This window comes from Mycobacterium sp. Aquia_213, assembly GCF_026625985.1.
Taxonomy (GTDB): domain Bacteria; phylum Actinomycetota; class Actinomycetes; order Mycobacteriales; family Mycobacteriaceae; genus Mycobacterium.
Window position 1 is genome coordinate 4,733,344 of record NZ_CP113116.1, and the last position, 24,465, is coordinate 4,757,808.

The following is a 24,465-nucleotide window of genomic DNA, read 5'->3' on the forward strand; positions in this document are numbered from 1 at the left end:
CCATCCGTACACTCACCTGTTGTGTCCTTCGCCGATGCCACAATCGCGCGCCTGCCAGCGGCCTTTCAGCCCTATGCACAGCGCCATCATGAATTCATCAAATTTGCCATCGTCGGGGGCACCACCTTCATCATCGACTCGGCAATTTTTTACACCCTCAAGCTGACGATTCTGGACACCAAGCCGGTGACGGCCAAGGTGATCGCGGGCATTGTCGCGGTCATCGCGTCCTACGTGCTGAACCGGGAGTGGAGCTTCCGCAACCGGGGCGGCCGCGAGCGCCATCACGAGGCGCTGCTGTTCTTCGCGTTCAGCGGCGTGGGCGTGCTGCTGAGCATGGCGCCGCTGTGGGTTTCCAGCTACGTGCTGCAGCTGCGGGAGCCGACGGTGTCGCTGACGGTGGAAAACATCGCCGACTTCATCTCGGCCTACATCATCGGCAACCTGCTGCAGATGGCATTTCGCTTCTGGGCGTTTCGGCGCTGGGTATTCCCCGACCAGTTCGCCCGCGACCCCGACAAGGCACTGGAATCCGCGCTCACCGCGGGCGGGATCGCCGAGGTATTCGAGGACGAGGTCGAATCCGGCAACGTCACCCTGCTGCGCGCCTGGCGCAACCGGGCGAGCCGGAACACTCAGCTCGGCGACTCCTCGGAACCCAGGGTGTCGAAAACTTCGTGATACAGCAGCGCGTGTACCTCGCGCAGCCGCGGAATGTTGTAGAACTCCAACGGATCTTGTGACGCCGACTCGATAATCAGTGTCCCGGTGCGAAACGGACGCTCCCAAATCTTGTCCCGGAATTCCACGCTATTAATCCGCGCCAACGGGATATCGATACCACTGCGGGTCAGCAATCCGTGCCGATACATCACGCGTCGATTGGTGACGACGAAATGTGTGGTGAGCCAACTCAAGAACGGCCACAGCGTCAGCCAGCCGACGATCACCAACCAGATCCCCCAGATGACGCCGTGGACGATGTTCTTGGCCATCTGCTCCCAGTGCGTGGAGTTGACGTAGCCGGAACCGAACGCCGCCAATCCGGTCACCAGGATGAAAATGACGACGGGCCAGATCAATCGCTTCCAGTGCGGATGGCGATGGATGACGACCTGTTCGCCGGCGGCCAGGGCGTTATCGGGATAGCTCATGTGGTGACATTAGCCCCGCAAATGTACGACGTCACCGGCAGAAACGACGACGGTCTCGTTACCGGTCTCCAAACACAGCCGGCCGTGATCGTCGATACCGCTGGCGGTGCCGACGATTTCCTTGCCGCCGGGCAGCTGCGCGCGCACCCGGGTTCCGATGGTCAGGCTGCGCGCCCGGTAGTCGGCGGCTAACTGCCAGTCGGCCCCGCGCGCGGCCTGCCACGCGACGATTCGCCCCCCGAGCTCGCGCAACACGGTGCGAACCAGCTGGTCGCGGTCCAGCGCGGCCACGCCCAGGTCGAACAGCGAGGTCGCCCCCGGCCCGTCGACCTCCTCTGGCGCCTGAGTCACGTTGAGCCCCAAGCCAATTACCACGACCGGCCGCGCGACCTCGGCCAGGATTCCGGCCAGCTTGCCACCACCGGCCAGCACATCGTTGGGCCACTTGAGGCCCAGTTCCACCCCGGTCGGTTGCAGTAGCGGGGCCACGGCGTCGACCACCGCCACACCGGTGGCCAGCGGCAGCCAGCCCCACCCGGTGACCGGGACGTCGACGACGCTCACCGCGACCGACATCGTGATCTGTGCCCGCGGCGAAGCCGTCCAGCCGCGGCCGTGCCGCCCGCGACCGGCGGTCTGATGTTCGGCGATCAGCACCGCCCCGGCGATGTCGGTGCCGGCCGCCGCGCGGGCCAGCAGATCGGCATTCGTGGAACCGGTCTGCTCGACGACTTCGAGTCGCCGCCAACCCAATCCGGTCCCGACGAGCTCGGCGCGCAGGGCGGCCGCATCCAATGGCGTTCGGAGCTGATCTCGGTCTGTCACTGGACCCAGCCTAGAGGGCCGGCGCTCAGCGGCGCCGGTCTCGCATGTCCAGCGCGGCCAAGTGGCTGAACAGCATGCTGGTCCCGATCGGGTTGCCCCCGCCCGGATACGCCAGCCCGCTGGGCGCGGCCATCGTGTTACCCGCCGCGTACAGACCGGGGATGGGGTTGCCGGAGGTGTCGAGCACCCGCGCCGCGGCGTCGGTGCGCAGGCCGCCCTTGGTGCCCAGATCGGAAATGCCGAACGCCGCGGCGTGGTACGGCGGTGAGTCGACGGGCACCAGCGGCGACGCGCCCGCCGAGAAGGCGCGATCGAAAGCTTCGTCACCCCGGCCGAAGTCCTCGTCGACACCGGAGGCGGCAAAACCGTTGAACCGGGCCACCGTTGCGACCAGCGCGTCACCGGGCACCCCGATCTTGGCGGCCAGCTCCTCGAGCGTGTCGGCGGTGTGCCACAGCCCGGCATCGACGTACTTCTGCGTCTCGACGATGGACACGTTGGCGGCCTTGACCGGCGGCACCTCGCCTTCCTTGTCGTCGTAGATCATCCAGTACGGCAACGACATTGAGCCGTCCTGCAGCTGCGCGATGATCTCGCGCCCGGCCCGGTCGTAGGCCCGGGACTCGTTGACGAACCGGCTGCCGTGCTGGTTGACGAAGATGCCGCCGGTGAACCACAACGCGAACGCCGAGCGACCGTCGGGATGGGTCATGCCCGGTGACCACCAGGCCTGATCCAGCAGGTCGGTGTCCGCGCCCGCGGCGATGCCGGCCCGCAGCGCCAGACCGCGACTTCCCGGGCCTCCCATGGTGTCTCGCGCCACGCCCGGCACGCCGTATTCGCGGCGCAACTCCTCGTTGGCCTCGAACCCGCCGGCGGCCAGCAGCACACCCAATCGGGTGCGGATCGCCCGGCGCTCGCCGGCCGTCTCGACGATCGCTCCGGTTACCTCGCCGTCGGACACCACCAGCTCGACCAACGCGGTGTCGCGTCGCAACGATGCGGTCGGGTACTGCTCGATCGCCTTGAGGAAACGCGCGATCAGCGCGCGGCCGCCGAGGTAGTAGTCGGACGGGGTCTCGGCACCGAGCCGGTCGGTGTCCAGTGGCCCGCGGATCGCGTCGCGCAATTCCGGCGCGGCGGCCACCTTCCAGGGCTTCGCGGCGATGTGGCGCTGACCGTCCAGGCGCGCCTTCGGCGCCTTGCCGTAGTAGTCGGGCCACGGCAACGGCACGAACTTCAGGATCGGGTCGAGCTCCAGGTACTCGATCAGCGGCGCGCCGCCGCGAACGAACGTCTCCTGGAGTTCGCGGGGCGTGCGCTCGCCGACCACGGCCCGGTAGTAGGTGAGCGCGTCCTCGATGGAGTCGTCGTCCATGCCGGCGCGGATGAGCACGGGATTGCACGGGAACCACACGCCGCCCCCGCCGGAGTACGCCGTCGTCCCGCCGAATTTGTCAGTCGCCTCGACCAGCAGCACGTCGAGGCCCTCACGCGCCGACGTGTACGCACCCGTGACACCGCCGCCGCCGGAGCCCGCGACCAGCACGTCGTGCTCTTCACTCCATTCCACCGTGCCCATAGTCAGCGCAGCCTATCTGCGCCCGTAACATCGACTCCCATGACAAGCGTTACCGACCACACCGCGGAACCCGCTGCCGAGCACACCGTCGACATCCACACCACCGCGGGCAAGCTGGCCGAGCTGCACAAGCGCCGCGAAGAGGCGCTGCATCCGGTGGGCGAAGAGGCCGTCGAGAAGGTGCACGCCAAGGGCAAGCTGACCGCCCGCGAGCGCATCCTCGCGCTGCTCGACGACGACTCGTTCGTCGAGCTCGATGCGCTGGCCAAGCACCGCAGCACCAACTTCGGGCTGGAAAGCAACCGGCCGCTGGGCGACGGCGTGATCACCGGCTACGGCACCATCGAGGGTCGCGACGTGTGCATCTTCAGCCAGGACGCCACGGTGTTCGGCGGCAGCCTCGGCGAGGTGTACGGCGAGAAGATCGTCAAAGTGCAGGAACTGGCCATCAAGACCGGCCGCCCGCTGATCGGCATCAACGACGGCGCCGGCGCGCGGATCCAGGAAGGCGTCGTCTCGCTGGGTCTGTACAGCCGCATCTTCCGCAACAACATCCTGGCGTCGGGCGTCATCCCGCAGATCTCGTTGATCATGGGCGCCGCGGCCGGTGGGCACGTGTACTCCCCCGCCCTGACCGACTTCGTCGTGATGGTCGACCAGACCAGCCAGATGTTCATCACCGGGCCCGACGTCATCAAGACCGTCACCGGCGAGGACGTCACGATGGAGGAACTCGGCGGCGCCCACACCCACATGGCCAAGTCGGGCACGTTGCACTACGTCGCCTCCGGCGAACAGGACGCCTTCGACTGGGTCCGCGACCTGCTGAGCTACTTGCCGCCCAACAACTTCACCGACCCGCCCCGGTTCGCCGTGCCGGCTCCGGACGGCCCGATCGAGGAGAACCTCACCGACGAGGACCTCGAGCTGGACACCCTGATCCCGGACTCGCCCAACCAGCCGTACGACATGCACGAGGTGATCACCCGCATCCTCGATGACGACGAGTTTCTGGAAGTTCAGGGCGGTTACGCGCAGAACATCGTCGTCGGCTTCGGCCGGGTCGACGGCCGGCCGGTCGGGATCGTGGCCAACCAGCCCACTCAGTTCGCGGGCTGCCTGGACATCAACGCCTCGGAGAAGGCAGCCCGGTTCGTGCGAACCTGCGACTGCTTCAACATCCCGATCATCATGCTGGTGGACGTGCCGGGCTTCCTGCCGGGCACCGGCCAGGAATACAACGGCATCATCCGGCGCGGGGCCAAGCTGCTGTTCGCCTACGGCGAGGCGACCGTCCCGAAGATCACCGTCATCACCCGCAAGGCCTACGGCGGCGCCTACTGCGTGATGGGTTCCAAGGACATGGGTTGCGACGTCAACCTGGCCTGGCCGACCGCGCAGATCGCGGTGATGGGTGCCTCCGGTGCGGTCGGCTTCGTCTACCGCCAGCAGCTCAAGGAAGCCGCCAAGGAAGGCCGCGACGTCGACGAGCTGCGGCTGCAGCTGCAGCAGGAGTACGAGGACACGCTGGTCAACCCGTACGTCGCGGCCGAGCGCGGATACGTCGACTCGGTCATCCCGCCGTCGCACACCCGCGGTTACATCGCCACGGCGCTGCGCCTGCTGGAACGCAAGATCTCCCACCTGCCGCCTAAGAAGCACGGGAACATTCCCCTATGAGCGACGAGACCACCGAGGCGGCCGACACCCCGCATGCGCCGCACATCCGGATTCTGCGGGGCCGTCCCACCGCCCCGGAGCTGGCCGCGCTGATCACCGTGCTGGGCAGCGCCGGGGGCGGCGCGCAGCCGGAGCAGCCCGAGAGCACGCGCTGGGGGCTGCCGGTCGACCGGCTGCGCTACGCAATCAGCAACTACCAGCGAATCACCCTGCAGGAACGCGTCCACATGCGGCGATGACCCGGGTGGTACTCGGGTCGGCCTCGAGCGGCCGCCTCAAGGTGCTGCGCCAGGCGGGGATCGAACCACTGGTCGTCGTCTCCGGCGTCGACGAGGATCGCCTGATCGCCGATCTGGGACCCAACGCCTCGCCCGGTGACGCGGTCTGCGCGCTGGCTCAAGCCAAGGCCGAGCAGGTGGCCAGCGAACTGGAAGCCACCGTCGCGGCGGATTGTGTTGTCATCGGCTGTGATTCGATGCTGTATCTCGACGGCCGGCTGTGCGGTAAACCGGAGTCCATCGCCGCCGCACGCCAACTCTGGGGTTCGATGGCCGGGCGCGCCGGTCAGCTCTATACCGGCCACTGCGTTATCCGGTTGCAGGACAACAACATTGTGCACTGTGAAGCGCAAACATCAGTCACCACAGTGCATTTCGGAAGACCCGAGCCCGACGACCTGGAGGCGTACCTGGCCGACGGGGAATCGTTGCGCGTCGCCGGCGGGTTCACCCTGGACGGCCTGGGCGGATGGTTCATCGACGGTGTCGACGGCGACCCGTCGGCGGTGGTGGGAATCGGATTGCCGCTGACCCGCACGCTGCTGCGCCGCGCGGGCCTGTCCATCGCGGCACTGTGGGCAGGAAACGTCGGCACCCCGATGGGCGCTGGGTAGGCTTTGCCGTGTGCCGCTACCCCCCGATGCAAGCCCGACGCTGTCGGGCTACGCCCATCCCGAACGCTTAGTCACCGCCGACTGGTTGTCCGGCCACATGGGCTCGCCCGGTCTGGCGATCGTCGAATCCGACGAGGACGTGTTGCTCTACGACGTCGGCCATATCCCCGGCGCGGTCAAGATCGACTGGCACACCGACCTCAACGACCCGCGGGTCCGCGACTACATCGACGGCGCGCAGTTCGCGGAACTGATGGACCGCAAGGGCATCTCGCGCGACGACACCGTCGTGATCTACGGCGACAAGAGCAACTGGTGGGCGGCCTACGCGCTGTGGGTCTTCACGTTGTTCGGCCACCCGGATGTGCGGCTGCTCAACGGCGGGCGTGACCTGTGGCTGTCCGAGCGACGGGACACCAGCCTCGAGGTGCCGACCAAGACCTCGACGGGCTATCCCGTCGTCGCGCGCAACGACGCACCGATCCGCGCCTACAAGGACGACGTCCTGGACATCCTGGGCAGCCAGCCGCTGATCGATGTGCGCTCGCCCGACGAGTACACCGGCGAACGCACCCACATGCCCGACTATCCCGAAGAGGGCGCGCTGCGCGCCGGCCACATCCCCACCGCCCGGTCGATCCCGTGGGGCAAAGCGGTCGACGACAGCGGCCGGTTCCGCAGCCGCGAGGAGCTCGAGGAGCTGTACAGCTTCCTGCAGCCGGACGACAAGACCGTCGTCTACTGCCGCATCGGCGAGCGGTCCAGCCACACCTGGTTCGTGCTCACCCACTTGCTGGGCAAGCCCGGCGTCCGCAATTACGACGGGTCCTGGACCGAGTGGGGCAACACCGTGCGGGTGCCGATCGTCGCGGGCTCGGAACCAGGACAGGCACCGGGAGCAGTACCCGCCCGATGACTCTGCCCGCTGCCCTAGCCGAGGTGGTGTCCGACTTCGCCGAAGTGCAGGGTCAGGACAAACTGAAGCTTTTGCTGGAGTTCGCCGACGACCTGCCGGACCTGCCTGACGATCTGGCCGAAGCGGCGATGGAGCCGGTTCCCGAGTGCCAGTCGCCGCTGTTCTTGCATGTCGACGCGCACGACCGGAATCGGGTGCGGCTGTATTTCAGCGCTCCCGCCGAAGCGCCGACCACCCGCGGATTTGCCTCGATCCTGGCCGCCGGCCTCGACGAGCAACCCGCCGCCGACATCCTGGCGGTGCCCGAAGATTTCTACAGCGAGCTGGGCTTGGCCGCTCTGATCAGCCCGCTGCGATTGCGGGGCATGTCGGCGATGCTGGCCCGCATCAAACGGCGGCTGCGAGATACCGCCGAGTAACCCCCGAATACCGACACCGCCTCATCGGCCCGGCGGCGCGGCGCTTAGACTTCCCCCGAAATCGTTGTAAGAAATTCTCTTAGAGACGCACGCAGAAAAATCTCTGCCGATAGGCCAACACAGGAGGCGCAGTGGCCAGTCACGCCAGCTCAAGGATCTCCAAGGTGCTCGTCGCCAACCGCGGCGAAATCGCTGTCCGGGTGATCCGGGCGGCCCGCGACGCGGGCCTGTCCAGCGTGGCGGTGTACGCCGAGCCCGACGCCGAGGCGCCCCACGTGCGCCTGGCCGACGAGGCGTTCGCCCTGGGTGGTCAGACTTCCGCCGAGTCGTACCTGGACTTCGCCAAAATTCTCGACGCGGCAGCGAAGTCCGGTGCCAACGCGATCCACCCGGGCTACGGCTTCCTGTCGGAGAACGCCGACTTCGCCCAGGCGGTGCTGGACGCGAACCTGATCTGGATCGGGCCCAGCCCGCAGTCGATCCGCGACCTCGGTGACAAGGTCACCGCCCGCCACATCGCCGCCCGCGCGCAGGCCCCGCTGGTGCCCGGCACCCCCGACCCGGTCAAGGACGCCGACGAGGTGGTCGCCTTCGCCAAGGAGTACGGCGTACCGGTCGCGATCAAGGCGGCCTTCGGTGGCGGTGGCCGCGGCATGAAGGTGGCCCGCACCATCGAGGAGATCCCCGAGCTGTTCGAGTCGGCCACCCGGGAGGCCGTCGCGGCATTCGGTCGCGGCGAGTGCTTCGTCGAGCGCTACCTGGACAAGCCGCGCCACGTCGAGGCCCAGGTGATCGCCGACACGCACGGCAACGTCGTCGTCGCCGGCACCCGCGACTGCTCGCTGCAGCGCCGCTTCCAGAAGCTGGTCGAGGAGGCGCCCGCGCCGTTCCTCACCGACGCGCAGCGCAAGGAGATCCACGAATCGGCCAAGCGCATCTGCAAGGAAGCCCACTACTACGGCGCCGGCACCGTCGAGTACCTGGTCGGCCAGGACGGCCTGATCTCCTTCCTGGAGGTCAACACCCGTCTGCAGGTCGAACACCCGGTGACCGAGGAGACCGCGGGCATCGACCTGGTGCTGCAGCAGTTCAAGATCGCCAACGGCGACAAGCTCGACATCACCGAAGACCCGACGCCGCGCGGGCATGCGATCGAGTTCCGGATCAACGGCGAGGACGCCGGACGCGGCTTCCTGCCCGCGCCCGGTCCGGTGACCCGGTACGACACCCCCAGCGGCCCCGGTGTCCGGCTGGATTCCGGCGTCGAGGCCGGCTCGGTGATCGGCGGCCAGTTCGACTCGATGCTGTCCAAGCTGATCGTGTACGGCGCCACCCGCGAGGAGGCGCTGGCCCGCTCGCGGCGCGCGCTGGACGAATTCCACGTCGAGGGCCTGGCCACCGTCATCCCGTTCCACCGTGCCGTGGTGTCCGACCCGGCGTTCATCGGTGACGGCAACAGCTTCACGGTGCACACCCGCTGGATCGAGACCGAGTGGGACAACACCATCGAGCCGTTCACCGGCGGCGAGCCCCTCGACGAGGACGAGACACGGCCGCGGCAGAAGGTGGTCGTCGAGGTCGACGGCCGTCGGCTCGAGGTGTCGCTGCCCGGCGATCTGGCGCTGTCCAACGGCGCGGCCGCCGACCCGGCCGGCGTCGTCCGCAAGAAGCCGAAGCCCCGCAAGCGCGGTGCGCACGGCGGTGCGGCGGCCTCGGGTGACGCGGTCACCGCGCCGATGCAGGGCACCGTGGTCAAGGTCGCTGTCGAGGAAGGACAGCAGGTCGCCGTCGGTGATCTGGTGGTGGTCCTCGAGGCGATGAAGATGGAGAACCCGGTCACCGCGCACAAGGAGGGCACCATCACCGGCCTCGCGGTCGAGGCGGGCGCTGCCATCACTCAGGGCACGGTGCTCGCCGAGATCAAATAGCTGCTGACCAGGCTTCCTGGGAATCAGCTCGAAACGTTGTCGGTCTCCGGCACCGGGGGTAGGGTTGCGGTCAGGTTGAGTTCACAGCCGCCCGGACCACGTCAGCGCCGCGCGGAAGGCGAATTCCCTCCGTTGCAGCCGTTGGCGTAGTACTCACACCGATCCTCGGTTGAGGGAGTGAAGCGATGTCTGTGGCCCAATCGTGGCAACAATGCCGAACGGCCCAATTCAGCGCTCTTTCGAGCGTGGCGGGCACGGTCATCACGGTCGACGGCGAGCTCGACGCCGCGAACTCGGATCAGCTCGCCAGCTACGTTGAGCGCAATGCGCGGCGTGCCAGGCGAGTGATCCTCGACCTGCGTGAGCTGGATTTCATTGGTACAGCTGGCTTTTCAGCGCTGCACCGGATCAACGTGGTGTGCTCGGGCGCCCAGGTGAACTGGGCGATGGTGCCGAGCCCCGCGGTCCGGCGGCTGTTGCGGGTCTGCGACCCCGACGGCACGCTGCCGGTGACGACGCCGGGTGCGGAGCCGCTGCTGGAGCCGGTCGCGTGGACTGGCGCGCGGCCGCTACTCCAACTGGTCGCGCAGGCGCGTTAGCGATTTAGCCAGCAGCCGCGAGACGTGCATCTGCGAGATGCCGACTCGCTCGGCGATCTGCGTCTGCGTCATCGACTCAAAGAACCTGAGCACCAACACCGTTCGCTCCCGCTCGGGCAGGCTCTCCAGCAATGGCCGTAGCGACTCGCGGTCCTCGATGCGATCGATGCTGGCGTCGACATCGCCCAACGTGTCGGCGATGGCGCGGGCGTCCTCTTCGTCGCCGCCGCCGCCACCGCTGTCGATGGACAGGGTGTTGTAGGAGCTGCCCGCCACCAGGCCCTCGACGACCTCGGCGCGGTCCATTTCCAGCTCGGCGGCGAGTTCGGTTGCGGTAGGCGCCCGCCCGAGGCGTTGCGACAGTTCGGCGGTGGCGCTGCCGAGCCGCAGATGCAGCTCCTTGAGGCGCCGTGGCACCTTGACCGACCAGCTGTTGTCCCGAAAGTGCCGGCGAACCTCACCCATGATCGTGGGCACCGCGAACGACACGAAGTCCGATCCGGTCTCGACGTCGAAGCGCACCACGGCGTTGACCAAACCGACCCGCGCGACCTGAACCAGGTCGTCGCGCGGCTCGCCGCGGCCCTCGAACCGGCGGGCGATGTGATCGGCCAGCGGCAGACACCGCTCCACGATCTTGTCCCGCTGACGCTGGAACTCCGCCGAGTCAGCCGAGATCGTGGCCAGCTCACGGAACATATCCGGAACATCGGCGTATTCGTTTGGGCGTGATGAGCCCGAACCGCCGCCAGCTTGCGCTGTCACCGGCTAGCGGCCGCCCGTCGCGCCGTCAGTGTGATCCCGAATACGCTGCCGGTTTCGCCGGGTTCACGCCCGTCGTGGAAAGTCTGGACATCGTCGGCCAGTGACGTCAGGACATGCCAGCTGAAGCTGCCGGGCGACACCACGTCGTGGGTGTCGCAGGCGGCGGAAGCCTCGACCACCAACTCGTCTTCGCGCGGGTCGACCACCACGATGAGCGTCGCGTCCGGAGTGGCCGACCGGATCAACCGGGTGCACACCTCGTCGACCGCGAGCCGCAGATCCGCGACGGCGTCGAAATCGAGATCTTCGTAGGTGCCGATCGCGCCCACTAGCGTGCGCAGCATCGCCAGGTTCTCCAGGCGCGCAGCAACATGCAGTTCAACGGCTCTCAGGCCGCGTTCACGCTTGTCAGCGCGCAATCCACTATCGGTCATATGGTCTCCCGGCAACGTTTGGCTCACACTACCCCTCGCTTTGGAGCGCGCCATTGGACGCGACAGCCCATCCGTTAGCGCCAGACACCACCGGCAGACCCCAGACACGCACGCTCGCGCGCATCGCCTTCATTGCCGGATTCACCCTGGTCCTTCTGATCGTCATCGCAGTAAGTATCTACGTCGGTGCTTTCATGATTCTGTCCCCCATGATGGGGTAGGCGCCGCGCGCAAGATCATCGGCAGGCGCTCATCATGGTTTAGACGTGATACCCACTCGAGGGAGCGCATAACCCACGAGTTTCGGGGTGAGCGGCGCGAGTGCTAACTGTCGGGCGATTGCCTGGCCACGTCGGGATGGTCGAGGTACCAGCGATTGAAAATCCGGCGCACCCGCCGGTGCTCGACAGCCAGCCACACCAGGCCCGCCAGCGTGACGACTATCGCCGTCACACCTGCGGTCATGCCCTCGTCCTGATGTCCGGTGCCGAAGGCCGCAAGGCTTCCGCAGACCGCGACCAAACCGGCGACCACCATCAGGTATCCGGGCCAGTGCAGTACGTCGATCAGTGATTCGCCGGCGAGTGGCCGCGTCGTCCGCAAATGGTCGACGGGATCGCGATAGGTGTCTCCCATGGCTGCTCCTACGGTCGCACCCATTGATTGTTACAGAGCCAGCACCGGGCCGGCAATTGCCGAAACACCCATCGAGACCGTGATGATCGTCAGCGTCAGCAAAAACCAGCCCGCGCCGTGCCATCCCCACCAGGTGCCCTCGATGCGCCAGACGCGGTAGGTGCGCACAAACGCCCACAGCCCGCCGGCCAACAGGATCAGCGGTCCCCCGATGGCCAGCAGCGTTCGCTGCGGGGCACCGCAGGCCACCGTGTCCACGGCTGTTCCCGGGCAGGTACTGACCCACAAGGCGGCCATGACGACGAACCCGACCCCCGCGGCCGTCGCCAAGACGGCAAAGCGGATGGCGGCGCGCACCTCGCCGTCTTCCTGACCCAGGCGATCGCCCCGTGATCGCTCATCTGCTTTCGGCATTTGAGAACCTCGTATCCCGTGTGCTGACTGTGCTTAGTCTTTCGTCGGCAACAAAGGATTAGTTACCCGTTTTTCAGCACGTCACGAACCGCCGCGATGGCCACTTCGATTTCTGCCCGCGACACCGTCAGCGCGGGGCGGAATCGAACGCCGTCTTGCCCGGCGGGCAACACGATCACCCCGCGGTGCCATAGCCGGCGGATCAACTCGTCACGATCGGCGGTGGTCGGCAGGCTGAAGGCGCACATCAGGCCGCGGCCGCGGGGGTCGGACACCAACGCCGGGAACTCGTCGGCGAGTTCGGCCAGCAAGCCGCGCAGGTAGCGGCCCTGCTGGGCGGCGCGGTCGCACAACCCGTCGGCCTCGATGACCTCCAGGATGCGGCGCGCCCGCACCATGTCGGTCAGATTGCCGCCCCACGTCGAGTTGATCCGGGAGGAGACCGCGAAGACGTTGTCGGCGATCTCGTCGACCCGCCCGCCGGCCATCACCCCGCACACCTGTGTCTTCTTGCCGAACGCCACCACATCGGGCTGCACGCCCAATTGCTGGTAGGCCCAAGGGGTTCCGGTCAAGCCGCAGCCGGTCTGCACCTCGTCGAAGATCAGCAGCGCATCGTTTTCGTCGCACAACTCGCGCATCGCGGCGAAGAACTCCGGGCGGAAGTGACGGTCGCCGCCCTCGCCCTGGATCGGCTCGGCGATGAAGCAGGCGATGTCGTGTGGGTGGGCCTCGAATGCCGCGCGGGCCTGGCGCAGCGACTCGGCTTCGGCGGCGTCCATATCGGTGCCCGGCCGCAGATAGGGCGCGTCGATGCGCGGCCAGTCGAACTTCGGGAAGCGGTCCACGGTGACCGGCTTGGTGTTGGTCAGCGACAGCGTGTAGCCGCTGCGGCCGTGGAAGGCACCGCGCAGATGCAGCACCCGGGTACCGAGCTCGGGATCGAGGCCGCGGCGCTCGTTATGCCGGCTCTTCCAGTCGAAGGCGACCTTGAGCGCGTTCTCCACCGCCAGTGCGCCGCCGTCGACGAAGAACAAATGCGGCAGCGCCGGGTCGCCCAGCACCCGCGCGAAGGTCTCGACGAAGCCGGCCATTGCCACCGTGTACACGTCGGCGTTGCTCGGCTTGTTCAGCGCGGCCTCGGTGAGTTCGGCGCGGAACTCGCCGTCGTCGGCCAGGGCCGGGTGGTTCATCCCCAGCGCCGACGAGGCGAAGAAGGTGAACATGTCGAGGTAGCGCCGGCCGTCGCGGGCGTCGACCAGATACGACCCCGACGACCGGGTCAGGTCGAGCACGAAATCGAAACCATCGACCAGCATGCTGCGCGACAGCACCTGATGGACGCGGTCGGGTTCGGGCTGCACGCCGGTCAGCGCAAGGGAGTTCAGGACGGCAGTCATACCGGATATGCTAGCTCAGTTTTTACGGAATTATGACGCCATTGCCGTAACTTTTACGGTATGTGTTGGCGATCACTGTAAAATGTATTGAGGATGATGGTGCTGCGGGTCTGGACGTTCGCCGTGGTCCGGATTCGCTGCAGCAGATCCTCGAGCACCCGCGCGGACGCGACGCGCACCAGCAGGACGTAGCTTTCCTCGCCGGCCACCGAGTGGCACGCCTCGATCTCCTCGATGTGCGCCAGCCGGGCGGGCGCATCATCGGGTTGGGAAGGATCTAGAGGAGTGATGGCCACGAACGCCGACAGCAGGTTCCCGACCGGCTCGGGGTTGATCCGCGCGGAGTACCCCGAGACCACGCCGCGCGCCTCCAGCCGGCGCACCCGGGACTGGACCGCCGAGACCGACAGCCCGGCGCTCGCGGCCAGGTCCGCCAGCGTCGCGCGTCCGTCCGCGACCAGCCGGCGCAGCAGGATCCGGTCGATGTCGTCGAGCGACTCACTCATGGCCGGGAATTATCCATGAGCCCCGCCAAGCGGCTGGTGACCTGGCAGCTTCGCGAGCGCTTCGCGGCGGGGCTGTCGGCCATGTATGCGGGCGAGGTGCCCGCCTACGGCACCCTGGTCGAGGTCAGCGGGCAGGTCAACGCCGACTACGCGGCACGCCATCCGGGCGCCGAACGGCTCGGCTCCTTGGCGCGAGTCACCGCCGAACGGCACGGCGCCATCCGGGTGGGCAGCCCGGCCGAGCTGGCCGCCGTCGCCGACTTGTTCGCCGCGTTCGGCATGCTGCCGGTCGGTTACTACGACCTGCGATCGGCGGCCTCGCCAATTCCGGTGGTATCGACGGCTTTTCGGCCCATCGACGCAAACGAGCTGGCGCGCAATCCTTTTCGGGTATTCACGTCGATGCTGGCAACCCGCGATGCGCGGTACTTCGATCCAGACCTGCGCACCCGCGTCGAGACGTTCATCGCGCGCCGGCGGCTATTCGACCCCGCGCTGCTCGATCGGGCCCGGTTCATCGCCGCCGAGGGCGCCTGCGAGGCCGAGGAGGCCGACGCGTTCGTCGCCGCCGCGGTGGGCGCGTTCGCGCTGTCGCGCGAACCGATCAACAAGTCCTGGTACGACGAGCTGTCGCGGGTCTCCGCGGTGGCCGCCGACATCGCGGGGGTGTGTTCCACCCACATCAACCACCTGACGCCGCGCGTGCTCGACATCGACGAGCTGTATCGGCGGATGACCGGGCTCGGCATCACGATGATCGATGCCATCCAGGGCCCGCCCCGCACCGACGGGCCCGCGGTGTTGTTGCGCCAGACGTCATTTCGCGCCCTCGCCGAACCATGCCTGTTTCGCGGCCGGGACGGCTCCGTCAGCTCGGGGAGTCTGCGGGTGCGCTTCGGTGAGGTCGAGGCACGCGGGGTGGCGCTGACCCCGCGCGGGCGCGAGCGCTACGACGCGGCGATGGCCGCCGATGATCCCGCCCGGGTCTGGGGCGACTACTTCCCGTCGACCGACACGGCGATGGCCGCGCAGCGGCTGGCGTACTACCGCGGCGGTGACCCGGCGGCACCGATCGTCTACGAAGACTTCCTGCCCGCCTCGGCGGCCGGCATCTTCCGGTCCAACCTGGACCGCGACGCCCGGGCAGCCAACGGCATCGACGATTCTGGATACGACGCCGAGTGGCTGGCCGGGGCGATCGGCCACCATATCCATGACCCCTACGCTCTCTATGAGGAGGCATCGGCGTGACGACCCATGATGAGTTGCGGGACCGGGCACGTCAGGCCCTGCAGGCATGCGGCGCGGATGTCGCCCTCGGCGAGCCCGGCGAGCCCGGCCTGGCGGCCGGCACGCCGATCACCGGTGAGGTGCTTTTCACCGTCACACCCACCTCCGATGAAGAGGCCGAGCACGCCATCGCCGCGGCGGCCGCGGCGTTTGCGACGTGGCGCAACACCCCGGCACCGGTGCGCGGTGCGCTGGTGGCCCGGCTCGGCGAACTGCTCGCCGAACACAAGAACGACCTCGCGACGCTGGTGACCCTCGAGGTCGGCAAGATCACCTCCGAAGCCCTGGGCGAAGTGCAGGAAATGATCGACATCTGCCAGTTCGCCGTCGGCCTGTCGCGCCAGCTCTACGGCCGGACCATCGCCTCGGAGCGTCCCGGCCACCGGTTGGCCGAGACCTGGCATCCGCTCGGCGTGGTCGGCGTGATCACCGCGTTCAACTTCCCGGTCGCGGTCTGGGCGTGGAACACCGCGGTGGCCCTGGTCTGCGGGGACACGGTGGTGTGGAAGCCCTCGGAGCTGACGCCGTTGACGGCGCTGGCGTGTCAGGCGCTGATCAGCCGGGCCGCCGCCGACGTCGGCGCGCCACCCGCGGTGAGCGGGCTGGTGCTGGGCGATCGCGACCTGGGCGTGCGGCTGGTCGACGACCCGCGGGTCGCGCTGTTATCCGCGACCGGTTCGGTGCGGATGGGTCAGCAGGTCGGTCCGCGGGTGGCCGCGCGTTTCGGGCGGACGCTGCTGGAGCTGGGCGGCAACAACGCGGCGATCGTGACGCCGTCGGCCGACCTGGACCTGGCGGTGCGCGCCATCGTCTTCGCCGCCGCCGGTACCGCCGGTCAGCGTTGCACCAGCCTGCGCCGGCTGATCGTGCATCGCTCGGTGGCCGACGACGTCGTTGCGCGGGTGGTGTCGGCCTGTGCGCAACTGCCGATCGGCGACCCGTCGGCACCCGACACGCTCATCGGCCCGCTGATTCACGAGACCGCCTACCGCGACATGGTGGGCGCGCTGGAACAGGCGCGCGCCGACGGCGGCAAGGTCTTCGGCGGCGAGCACCAGGACGCCATGGCCGCCGAGCACCCCGGCGCCTACTACGTCGCGCCGGCCGTGGTGCGCATGCCCGCACAGACCGACATCGTGGCGGCCGAGACGTTCGCGCCGATCCTCTACGTGCTGACCTACGACGACCTGGACGAGGCGATCGCGCTCAACAACGGCGTGCCGCAAGGGCTCTCGTCGGCCATCTTCACCACCGACCTGCGTGAGGCCGAGCGATTCCTGAACGACTCCGATTGTGGTATCGCCAACGTCAATATCGGCACGTCGGGGGCCGAAATCGGTGGTGCGTTCGGCGGCGAGAAGCAAACCGGCGGCGGACGGGAATCCGGGTCGGACGCATGGAAGGCCTACATGCGACGTGCCACCAACACCGTCAACTACTCCAGCGAGCTGCCGTTGGCGCAAGGCGTGGAGTTCGGATAAACGCAGTCTGAATTATCGCTGCCCCTTCGTGAGTACTATCTGACACATGCCAACGGCTAGGAGGCGGCTGTCCCCCGAGGATCGGCGCGCCGAACTGCTTGCGTTAGGGGCGGAAGTCTTCGGGAAGCGGCCCTACGACGAGGTCCGCATTGACGAGATCGCCGAGCGTGCGGGCGTCTCCCGCGCTCTGATGTATCACTACTTCCCGGACAAGCGAGCGTTTTTCGCCGCGGTCGTCAAGGACGAAGCCGACCGGCTCTACGAAGCCACCAACAAAGAGCCGATGGCCGGGCTGACGATGTTCGAAGAGGCGCGGATGGGCGTGCTGGCCTACATGGCCTACCACGAACAGAACCCGGAAGCCGCCTGGGCGGCCTACGTCGGCCTGGGCCGGTCCGACCCGGTTCTGCTCGGCGTCGAAGACGACGCCAAGAACCGTCAGCTCGAGCACATCATGACCCGCATCCAGGAGGTCGTGGTCGCGGTTCCGGGCGCGAAGCTGGAGCCGGATATCGAGCGGGACCTGCGGGTGATCCTCAACGGCTGGATCGCGTTCACCTTCGAACTGTGCCGCCAGCGCATCATGGACCCGACCACCAGCGCCGAGCGCCTCGCCGACTCGTGCGCGCATACGCTGCTCGACGCGATCACCCGGGTGCCCGAGATTCCCGAGGAACTCGCGCACGCGATGGCGACCGCTCGTCATCAACCGCAGTAGACATTTTGTCGGTGCCTGTTGGCACGATGGCTAGGTGAGCACCGAAGCACTCGAGCGGTTCAGCGCGATCACGCGCGAGTGGTTCAGTAGCACCTTTCCCGCCCCGACCACCGCGCAGGCGGCAGCCTGGGACGCCATTGCCGACGGCAACAACACGCTGGTCATCGCCCCGACCGGATCCGGTAAGACGCTGGCGGCGTTCCTGTGGGCCCTGGACTCCTTGGCCGGGCCGGCCGAGCGTCCGTCCCCCGCAAGCGGGAGGTGCCCCCACGGCACCCGCGTGCTGTACGTGTCACCGCTCAAGGCGCTGGCCGTCGACGTCGAGCGCAACCTGCGCACCCCGCTGGCCGGGCTGACCAGGATCGCCGAGCGCCACGGTCTGCCCGCACCCGAGATCAGCGTCGGGGTCCGCTCGGGTGACACCCCGCCGGCGCAGCGTCGACAACTCATCAACTCCCCGCCCGACGTGCTGATCACCACGCCCGAGTCGCTGTTTCTGATGCTGACCTCGGCCGCGCGCGAAACCCTGGCCGGCGTCCAGACGGTGATCGTCGACGAGGTGCACGCGATCGCCGCCGGCAAGCGCGGCGCACACCTGGCGGTGTCGCTGGAGCGGCTCGACGACCTGCGCGACGGGCCGCCCGCGCAGCGCATCGGATTGTCGGCGACGGTGCGCCCGCCCGAGGAGCTGGCGCGGTTCCTGTCCGGCCTGCGCCCGACCACGATCGTGGCTCCCCCGTCGGCCAAGTCCTTCCAGCTCACCGTGCAGGTGCCGGTGCCCGACATGGCCAACCTGACCGACAACACGATCTGGCCCGATGTCGAGGCCCGCCTGGTCGACCTGATCGAGGCGCACCGCTCGACGATCGTGTTCGCCAACTCGCGGCGGCTGGCGGAGCGACTTACCGCGCGGCTCAACGAGATTCACGCCGAACGCAGCGGCGTCGAACTGTCGACCGAGGCCAATCGCAAGGTGCCCGGTGGGGCGCCGGCACACATCATGGGCAGCGGCCAGACCTACGGCGCCGATGCGGTGCTGGCCCGCGCCCACCACGGGTCGGTCAGCAAGGAGCAGCGCGCGCTGGTCGAAGAGGACCTCAAGCGCGGACTGCTCAAGGCGGTGGTGGCCACGTCCAGCCTGGAACTGGGCATCGACATGGGGGCCGTCGACCTGGTGATCCAGGTGGAGGCGCCGCCGTCGGTGGCCAGCGGCCTGCAACGCATCGGGCGGGCCGGCCATCAGGTCGGTGAGGTCTCGCGCGGCGTGCTGTTCCCCAAGCACCGCACCGACCTGATCAGCTGCGCCGTGGCCGTGCAACGGATGCTGGCCGGGCAGATCGAGACGATGCGGGTGCCCGCCAACCCGCTCGACATCCTGGCGCAACAGACCGTCGCGGCGGCCGCGCTGGAGCCGCTGGACGCCGACCGGTGGTTCGACACGGTGCGGCGGGCCGCGCCGTTCTCGACCCTGCCGCGCAGCGTGTACGAGGCCACCCTGGATCTTTTGAGCGGCAAGTACCCGTCCACCGAATTCGCCGAGCTGCGACCGCGGCTGGTCTACGACCGCGACACCGGAACGCTGACCGCCCGGCCCGGCGCGCAGCGGCTGGCCGTCACCTCCGGTGGCGCGATCCCCGATCGCGGGATGTTCACCGTCTACCTGGCCAGCGAGGCCGAAAAGCCTTCGCGGGTCGGTGAACTCGACGAGGAGATGGTCTACGAGTCACGTCCCGGCGACGTCATCTCGCTCGGGGCGACCAGCTGGCGGATCACCGAGATCACCCACGACCGGGTATTAGTGATTCCGGCGCCGGGCCTGCCCGCCCGGCTGCCGTTCTGGCGCGGCGACGACGTGGGCCGCCCCGCCGAACTCGGCGCCGCGCTCGGCGCATTCACCGGCGAACTGGCCAACCTGGATCGGGAAGCGTTCGGAACACGTTGTGCCGCTTTGGGTTTCAACGACTATGCGACCGATAACCTATGGGTGTTGCTCGACGACCAGCGGACCGCCACCGGGACGGTGCCCACCGACACCACCCTGCTGGTCGAGCGGTTCCGCGACGAGCTGGGTGACTGGCGGGTGATCCTGCACTCGCCGTACGGGCTGCGGGTACACGGGCCGCTCGCACTGGCGGTGGGCCGGCGGCTGGCCGAACGCTACGGCATCGACGAAAAGCCGACCGCCTCCGACGACGGCATCGTCGTGCATCTGCCGGACACGCTCGAGGAAATCCCGCCCGGCGCAGAGATTTTCGTCTTCGACGCCGACGAGATCGACCCTATCGTCACCGCCGAGGTGGGCGGTTCGGCGTTGTTCGCGTCGCGGTTCCGGGAATGCGCGGCGCGCGCGCTGCTGCTGCCGCGCCGGCACCCGGGCAAGCGCTCGCCGCTGTGGCATCAGCGCCAGCGCGCGGCGCAATTGCTGGAAGTGGCCCGCAAATACCCCGACTTCCCGATCGTGCTGGAGACCGTGAGGGAATGCCTGCAGGACGTGTACGACGTACCGGCACTGGTCGATTTGATGACCGGCATCGCCGCGCGGCGGGTACGAGTGCTCGAGGCCGAAACGGCCAGGCCATCGCCGTTCGCGGCGTCGCTGTTGTTCGGCTACGTCGGCGCGTTCATGTACGAGGGCGATTCCCCGCTCGCCGAGCGGCGGGCCGCGGCCCTGTCGCTGGACAGCACGCTGCTGGCCGAGCTGCTCGGGCGGGTGGAACTGCGCGAATTGCTCGATCCCGAGGTCGTCGCCGCGACCGGCCGCCAGTTGCAGCATCTGACCGCCGACCGGGCCGCCCGCGATGCCGAGGCCGTCGTGGACCTGCTGCGGCTGCTGGGCCCGCTGACCGAAGACGAGGTCGCCGCGCGCTGCGAGGCCGCCGACGGCATCAATATTGGCGGCTGGCTGGAAGGCCTGCGCGCCGCCCGGCGCGCGCTGACCGTGTCGTTCGCCGACCGCAGCTGGTGGGTGGCCATCGAGGACGTCGGCCGGCTGCGCGACGCGGTCGGCGTGGCCGTCCCGCTGGGCGTCCCGGCCGCGTTCACCGAGCAGGTGGCCGACCCACTCGGCGAGCTGCTGGGCCGCTACGCGCGCACCCGCACCCCGTTCACCACGGCCGAGGCGGCCGCCCGGTTCGGGTTGGGCCTACGGGTGACGGCCGACGTGCTGGGCCGGCTGGCCAACGAGGGCCGACTGGTACGCGGCGACTTCGTCACTCCCGAGGTCGCCTCCGGCGTGGGCGGCGTCGGCGGCGAACAATGGTGTGACGCCGACGTGTTGCGGATTCTGCGGCGCCGTTCGCTGGCGGCGCTGCGCGCCCAGGTCGAGCCGGTCAGCACCGCCGCCTACGGGCGGTTCCTGCCCGCGTGGCATCAGCTGGGCACCGCCAGCGGCAGCGACGGGCTGCTGTCGGTCGTCGATCAGCTGGCCGGTGTTCGGATACCGGCGTCGGCGCTCGAACCGCTGGTGCTGGCACCGCGGGTGCGTGACTATTCGCCCGCGATGCTCGACGAGCTGCTGGCGGCCGGGGAGGTCACCTGGTCGGGCGCCGGGTCGATCTCGGGCAGCGACGGGTGGATCGCGCTGCACGCCAGCGATTCGGCCCCGTTGAGCCTGACGGCACCCGACGAGATCGACTTCACCGACACCCATCGCGCGATCCTCGAGACGCTGGCCGGCGGCGGCGCGTACTTCTTCCGCCAGCTGGCCCCTGACCTCTCCGACACCGCGCTCAAAGCCGCGCTGTGGGAACTGATCTGGGCCGGCTGGATCACCGGCGACACGTTCGCCCCGGTGCGTGCGCTGCTGACGGGTACCGGCGCCCGCAAGCGCTCCGCCCCCGCGCACCGCACGCGCCGGGCGCCGCGGCTGAGCCGGTACAGCGTCGCACATCCCCAAGCTCGCACCACCGACCCCAGCGTGGCCGGGCGCTGGTCGGCACTGCCCGCCCCCGAGCCCGACTCCACCCTGCGTGCCCACTACCAAGCCGACCTGCTGCTGAACCGGCACGGCGTCCTGACCAGAGGCGCGGTGACGGCGGAGAATGTGCCGGGCGGATTCGCCACCCTCTACAAGGTGCTGAGCACATTCGAAGAGGCGGGCAGGTGTCAGCGCGGGTACTTCGTCGAGTCGCTGGGCGGCGCCCAATTCGCCGTCGCCTCGACCGTCGACCGGCTGCGCAGCTACCTCGACGGGATCGACCCGGAGCGGCCCGAATACCGGGCGGTCGTGCTGGCCGCGGCCGACCCGGCGAACCCGTACGGCGCCGCGTTGCCCTGGCCCGCGACGGACGCGGCACGCCCGGGCCGCAAGGCCGGCGCGCTCGTGGTGCTGGTCGACGGCGAACTGGCCTGGTTCCTCGAGCGCGGCGGGCGGTCACTGCTGACGTTCACCGACGATCCCGGCGCCAATCACGCGGCGGCCCAGGGGCTGGCCGATCTGGTCACCGCGCGACGCGTCGACTCGATCCTCGTCGAACGCATCGACGGGGTGCCGGCGCTGCAGCCGCTGGCCGGCGGGCCGAGTCCGGTCGCCGGGGCGCTGTCCGACGCCGGCTTCGCCCGCACCCCACGCGGAATGCGGCTGCGGTGACCAGGCCCGGAGACCATGCCCGAGGGTGACACCGTCTGGCACACCGCGGCCGTACTCGCCGAGCAGTTGGCCGGGCAGACGCTGACCCGCTGCGACATCCGGGTGCCGCAATTCGCCACCGTCGACCTCACCGGCAACGTGGTGGACGAAGTGCTCAGCCGCGGCAAGCACCTGTTCATCCGAGTCGGGCCGGCCAGCATTCACTCACATCTGAAAATGGACGGCAGCTGGCGAGTCGGAAGCCGACCGGTGCGGATAGACCATCGGGCTCGTATCATCTTGGAAGCCAACGATATTCGCGCCGTCGGCATGGACCTGGGCGTGCTCGAGATTCTCGACCGCGACCAGGACGGCGAGGCGGTCGCGCACTTGGGGCCCGATCTGCTGGGCCCGGATTGGGATCCCCAGGTGGCCGCGGCGAACCTCGTCGCACACCAGGACCGGCCGATCGCCGAGGCGTTGCTCGATCAGCGGGTGCTGGCCGGGGTGGGCAATGTCTACTGCAACGAGTTGTGTTTCGTCAGCGGACACCTGCCGACCGCGCCGGTCGGCGCGATCGCCGACCCGCGCCGTTTGGTCTCGCGAGCCCGGGACATGCTGTGGGCCAACCGCTTCCGGTGGAACCGCTGCACCACCGGCGACACCCGGGCGGGCCGGCAGCTGTGGGTCTACGGCCGCGCCGGGCAAAGTTGCCGTCGCTGCAACACGCATATCAACGTCGACGACACCGCCGCGCGAGTGGCCTACTGGTGCCCGTCCTGTCAGCGCTAGTCGCGGGCGTGCGCCAGGAAGAACTGCGCGATCGACTCCGATCCGTCCAGCGCGCGCGTGGTCGGGCCGATGACCGCCTTGGGCAGATACTGCTTGCCGCCCGGCCAGGTGTGCCCGCCGTTGTCGATTTGATAGAAGACCACCTCGGTCGCGGCCGCACACGCCGTGGAATCGAAGCGGTGCACGACGGTGCCGTCGCCGACGTTGGGCAATACCTGCGCCACGGGGTCGCCCTGGCAGCTATCGGCCGAACGCCACTTGTCCACCATGCTTTTGACCGAGATGGAGTGGCTCAACCCACCGCGACCGCGTACGTCCCCACCGTTGAAACGCACCAGCGGATCGGCCGTCCCGTGCGCCTCCCACACCGAAACCGGCTGCGACGGATTGCACGCGACCCCCACGCCCAGCGTGCCCGCCACGGGCGCGATCGCCGAAAAAACATCAGCACGATCGCAAGCCAGCCTGTTGGACATGAAGCCGCCGTTGGACATTCCGGTGACGAAAACGTGCCCGGGCGCGATGTTGTAGGCGTTGCGCAGCTTGTCGGCCAGCCCGACCAGGAAGCCAACGTCATCGACGTGACGGCGATCGGCGGGTGACGCACCCCGGCCGTCGGCCCAGCTCTTGTCGTAACCGTCGGGGTAAACCACCAGCAGGTTGTTGGCGTCGGCGACGGCGTCGAAGTCGGTCAGACCCTTCTGCCCCTTTCCGCTACCGCCGCCTCCGTGCAGGCTGAGCACCAAACCGACGGGATCGCCGGGCGGCAGATGCATTACGTAGGTCCGGTCCAGGCCGCCGGAACGAAACGTCCCGGTCAGATCGCGCGGCGTGGCCGCGGAGACATGTTGCACGCCGCAGCCGACCAGACAGACCGCCAGCAGCGCCAGCGGTAACCATCGTTCGTACGGCATGGGCTCAAATTACCGACCCCATCCCCCGACGCTGAAAACGGCCATGTTCACCTTCTTCTCAGACTTGCTCACATTGGCAACGATCGCGATTTGAGCGATGATGAGGGACGTGAAAATTGGCAAGCCCGGCCCCCTGCGCGTGCCGTCGGGCACCCGACTTGTAGTTGCGATCGCCGTGTCGCTCGGCGTGCTCGGCGCAGGCGTAGCCCCTGCCGCCCACGCCGACGCGGCCGACGACAAATTCATCCAACTGCTGATCTCCGACGGCATCACCCACGACTCAGTCCCAGCCGCGATCGCGGCGGCCCGGAAGGTCTGCGAGTACCTGGGACAAGGCATGTCGCCGAACGAGGTCGTCATCGACGTGATGAACAGCAGTAGCCTGCCCGACTACGACGCCGGCTACTTCGTCGGCGCGGCCATCCGCGCCTACTGCCCGCAGTACAAGCCGCCGCCGGAGCCTGCTCCGCCGCCGCCGGCGCCCGCGGCCTAACGAAACGGCCACAAACTCTCACAAAACGGCGTGCTGACGCCGTCGTGTCTCCATCTTTGC

General features: G+C 68.4%; 24 protein-coding genes. 14 read left to right on the plus strand and 10 right to left on the minus strand.

The annotated features are described in order from the left end of the window. Window positions 1-21: 21 nt before the first annotated feature. Window positions 22-681, plus strand: a complete 660-nt coding sequence (locus LMQ14_RS21910) for a GtrA family protein (protein ID WP_267731671.1) — start codon at window positions 22-24, stop codon at window positions 679-681. Here LMQ14_RS21910 and LMQ14_RS21915 read toward each other — a convergent pair. Genes LMQ14_RS21915 through LMQ14_RS21925 form a run of 3 tightly spaced genes read right to left on the minus strand, consistent with a single transcriptional unit; the run spans window position 636 to window position 3,561 of the window. Then, window positions 636-1,154 carry a PH domain-containing protein gene (locus tag LMQ14_RS21915; RefSeq protein ID WP_267731672.1) on the minus strand — a complete coding sequence of 173 codons (519 nt, stop codon included), beginning with the start codon at window positions 1,152-1,154 and terminating at the stop codon, window positions 636-638. The two genes, LMQ14_RS21910 and LMQ14_RS21915, sit on opposite strands and share 46 nt — an antisense overlap. A 9-nt stretch (window positions 1,155-1,163) precedes the next feature. Continuing rightward, window positions 1,164-1,979 carry a biotin--[acetyl-CoA-carboxylase] ligase gene (locus LMQ14_RS21920; protein WP_267731673.1) on the minus strand — a complete coding sequence of 272 codons (816 nt, stop codon included), beginning with the start codon at window positions 1,977-1,979 and terminating at the stop codon, window positions 1,164-1,166. Window positions 1,980-2,004: 25 nt separating this feature from the next. Beyond that, on the minus strand, window positions 2,005-3,561 hold the full coding sequence (locus LMQ14_RS21925) for an FAD-binding protein (protein WP_267731674.1): 1,557 nt from the start codon (window positions 3,559-3,561) through the stop codon (window positions 2,005-2,007). A 39-nt stretch (window positions 3,562-3,600) separates the two neighbouring features. Between LMQ14_RS21925 and LMQ14_RS21930 the strand changes: the two genes are divergently transcribed. From LMQ14_RS21930 to LMQ14_RS21960, 7 genes are all read left to right on the plus strand, one after another. Further along, entirely contained in the window at window positions 3,601-5,241 is a 1,641-nt protein-coding gene (locus LMQ14_RS21930) for an acyl-CoA carboxylase subunit beta (RefSeq protein ID WP_267731675.1), read from the plus strand. After that, window positions 5,238-5,480: an acyl-CoA carboxylase subunit epsilon gene (locus LMQ14_RS21935; protein ID WP_267731676.1), complete on the plus strand. Its 243-nt coding sequence runs from the start codon at window positions 5,238-5,240 to the stop codon at window positions 5,478-5,480. The genes LMQ14_RS21930 and LMQ14_RS21935 overlap by 4 nt, the downstream gene beginning before the upstream one ends. Continuing rightward, window positions 5,477-6,133 (plus strand): Maf family protein, encoded by a 657-nt coding sequence (locus LMQ14_RS21940; RefSeq protein ID WP_267731677.1) that lies wholly within the window; start codon window positions 5,477-5,479, stop codon window positions 6,131-6,133. Before LMQ14_RS21935 ends, LMQ14_RS21940 begins: the two co-directional genes overlap by 4 nt. Window positions 6,134-6,143: 10 nt before the next feature. After that, window positions 6,144-7,049, plus strand: coding sequence for a sulfurtransferase (locus tag LMQ14_RS21945; RefSeq protein WP_267731678.1), 906 nt, complete (start codon window positions 6,144-6,146; stop codon window positions 7,047-7,049). Next, complete coding sequence (locus LMQ14_RS21950) at window positions 7,046-7,468, plus strand: SufE family protein (RefSeq protein ID WP_267731679.1); 423 nt, start codon at window positions 7,046-7,048, stop codon at window positions 7,466-7,468. Before LMQ14_RS21945 ends, LMQ14_RS21950 begins: the two co-directional genes overlap by 4 nt. A 131-nt stretch (window positions 7,469-7,599) precedes the next feature. After that, the gene (locus tag LMQ14_RS21955; protein ID WP_267731680.1) at window positions 7,600-9,396 is read left to right on the plus strand and encodes an acetyl-CoA carboxylase biotin carboxylase subunit; all 1,797 of its coding nucleotides are present in this window, start codon (window positions 7,600-7,602) and stop codon (window positions 9,394-9,396) included. 185 nt (window positions 9,397-9,581) lie between these two features. Further along, on the plus strand, window positions 9,582-9,995 hold the full coding sequence (locus LMQ14_RS21960) for an STAS domain-containing protein (protein ID WP_267731681.1): 414 nt from the start codon (window positions 9,582-9,584) through the stop codon (window positions 9,993-9,995). Here LMQ14_RS21960 and LMQ14_RS21965 read toward each other — a convergent pair. From LMQ14_RS21965 to LMQ14_RS21990, 6 genes are all read right to left on the minus strand, one after another. Continuing rightward, the gene (locus tag LMQ14_RS21965) at window positions 9,966-10,760 is read right to left on the minus strand and encodes an RNA polymerase sigma factor SigF (protein ID WP_267731682.1); all 795 of its coding nucleotides are present in this window, start codon (window positions 10,758-10,760) and stop codon (window positions 9,966-9,968) included. The genes LMQ14_RS21960 and LMQ14_RS21965 overlap by 30 nt on opposite strands. Then, window positions 10,757-11,194, minus strand: coding sequence for an ATP-binding protein (locus LMQ14_RS21970; protein ID WP_267731683.1), 438 nt, complete (start codon window positions 11,192-11,194; stop codon window positions 10,757-10,759). Before LMQ14_RS21970 ends, LMQ14_RS21965 begins: the two co-directional genes overlap by 4 nt. Window positions 11,195-11,518: 324 nt before the next feature. Continuing rightward, a complete protein-coding gene (usfY, locus tag LMQ14_RS21975; protein WP_267731684.1) occupies window positions 11,519-11,830 on the minus strand; it encodes a protein UsfY in 312 nt (103 codons plus the stop codon). 30 nt (window positions 11,831-11,860) lie between these two features. Beyond that, window positions 11,861-12,244, minus strand: a complete 384-nt coding sequence (locus tag LMQ14_RS21980; protein ID WP_267731685.1) for a hypothetical protein — start codon at window positions 12,242-12,244, stop codon at window positions 11,861-11,863. A 62-nt stretch (window positions 12,245-12,306) separates the two neighbouring features. After that, window positions 12,307-13,644: an L-lysine 6-transaminase gene (lat, locus tag LMQ14_RS21985; protein WP_267731686.1), complete on the minus strand. Its 1,338-nt coding sequence runs from the start codon at window positions 13,642-13,644 to the stop codon at window positions 12,307-12,309. A 53-nt stretch (window positions 13,645-13,697) separates the two neighbouring features. Next, window positions 13,698-14,150 (minus strand): Lrp/AsnC family transcriptional regulator, encoded by a 453-nt coding sequence (locus LMQ14_RS21990; protein ID WP_267731687.1) that lies wholly within the window; start codon window positions 14,148-14,150, stop codon window positions 13,698-13,700. A 15-nt stretch (window positions 14,151-14,165) separates the two neighbouring features. Here LMQ14_RS21990 and LMQ14_RS21995 point away from each other — a divergent pair, with 15 nt between their 5' ends. The 5 genes from LMQ14_RS21995 to nei2 are packed head-to-tail and all read left to right on the plus strand — an operon-like array spanning window position 14,166 to window position 22,998. Continuing rightward, window positions 14,166-15,401, plus strand: coding sequence for a 2-oxoadipate dioxygenase/decarboxylase family protein (locus LMQ14_RS21995; RefSeq protein WP_267731688.1), 1,236 nt, complete (start codon window positions 14,166-14,168; stop codon window positions 15,399-15,401). Further along, complete coding sequence (locus LMQ14_RS22000) at window positions 15,398-16,921, plus strand: aldehyde dehydrogenase family protein (RefSeq protein WP_420714555.1); 1,524 nt, start codon at window positions 15,398-15,400, stop codon at window positions 16,919-16,921. Before LMQ14_RS21995 ends, LMQ14_RS22000 begins: the two co-directional genes overlap by 4 nt. A 46-nt stretch (window positions 16,922-16,967) precedes the next feature. Then, window positions 16,968-17,639, plus strand: coding sequence for a TetR/AcrR family transcriptional regulator (locus LMQ14_RS22005; protein ID WP_267731689.1), 672 nt, complete (start codon window positions 16,968-16,970; stop codon window positions 17,637-17,639). A 34-nt stretch (window positions 17,640-17,673) separates the two neighbouring features. Continuing rightward, window positions 17,674-22,227, plus strand: a complete 4,554-nt coding sequence (locus tag LMQ14_RS22010) for an ATP-dependent helicase (RefSeq protein ID WP_267731690.1) — start codon at window positions 17,674-17,676, stop codon at window positions 22,225-22,227. A gap of 15 nt (window positions 22,228-22,242) precedes the next feature. Further along, window positions 22,243-22,998 carry an endonuclease VIII Nei2 gene (gene nei2, locus LMQ14_RS22015; protein ID WP_267731691.1) on the plus strand — a complete coding sequence of 252 codons (756 nt, stop codon included), beginning with the start codon at window positions 22,243-22,245 and terminating at the stop codon, window positions 22,996-22,998. Here nei2 and LMQ14_RS22020 read toward each other — a convergent pair. Next, window positions 22,995-23,912, minus strand: coding sequence for an alpha/beta hydrolase family esterase (locus tag LMQ14_RS22020; protein ID WP_267731692.1), 918 nt, complete (start codon window positions 23,910-23,912; stop codon window positions 22,995-22,997). The genes nei2 and LMQ14_RS22020 overlap by 4 nt on opposite strands. Window positions 23,913-24,021: 109 nt before the next feature. Here LMQ14_RS22020 and LMQ14_RS22025 point away from each other — a divergent pair, with 109 nt between their 5' ends. After that, window positions 24,022-24,405, plus strand: a complete 384-nt coding sequence (locus LMQ14_RS22025) for a DUF732 domain-containing protein (RefSeq protein WP_267731693.1) — start codon at window positions 24,022-24,024, stop codon at window positions 24,403-24,405. The last annotated feature ends 60 nt before the right edge of the window (window positions 24,406-24,465 follow it).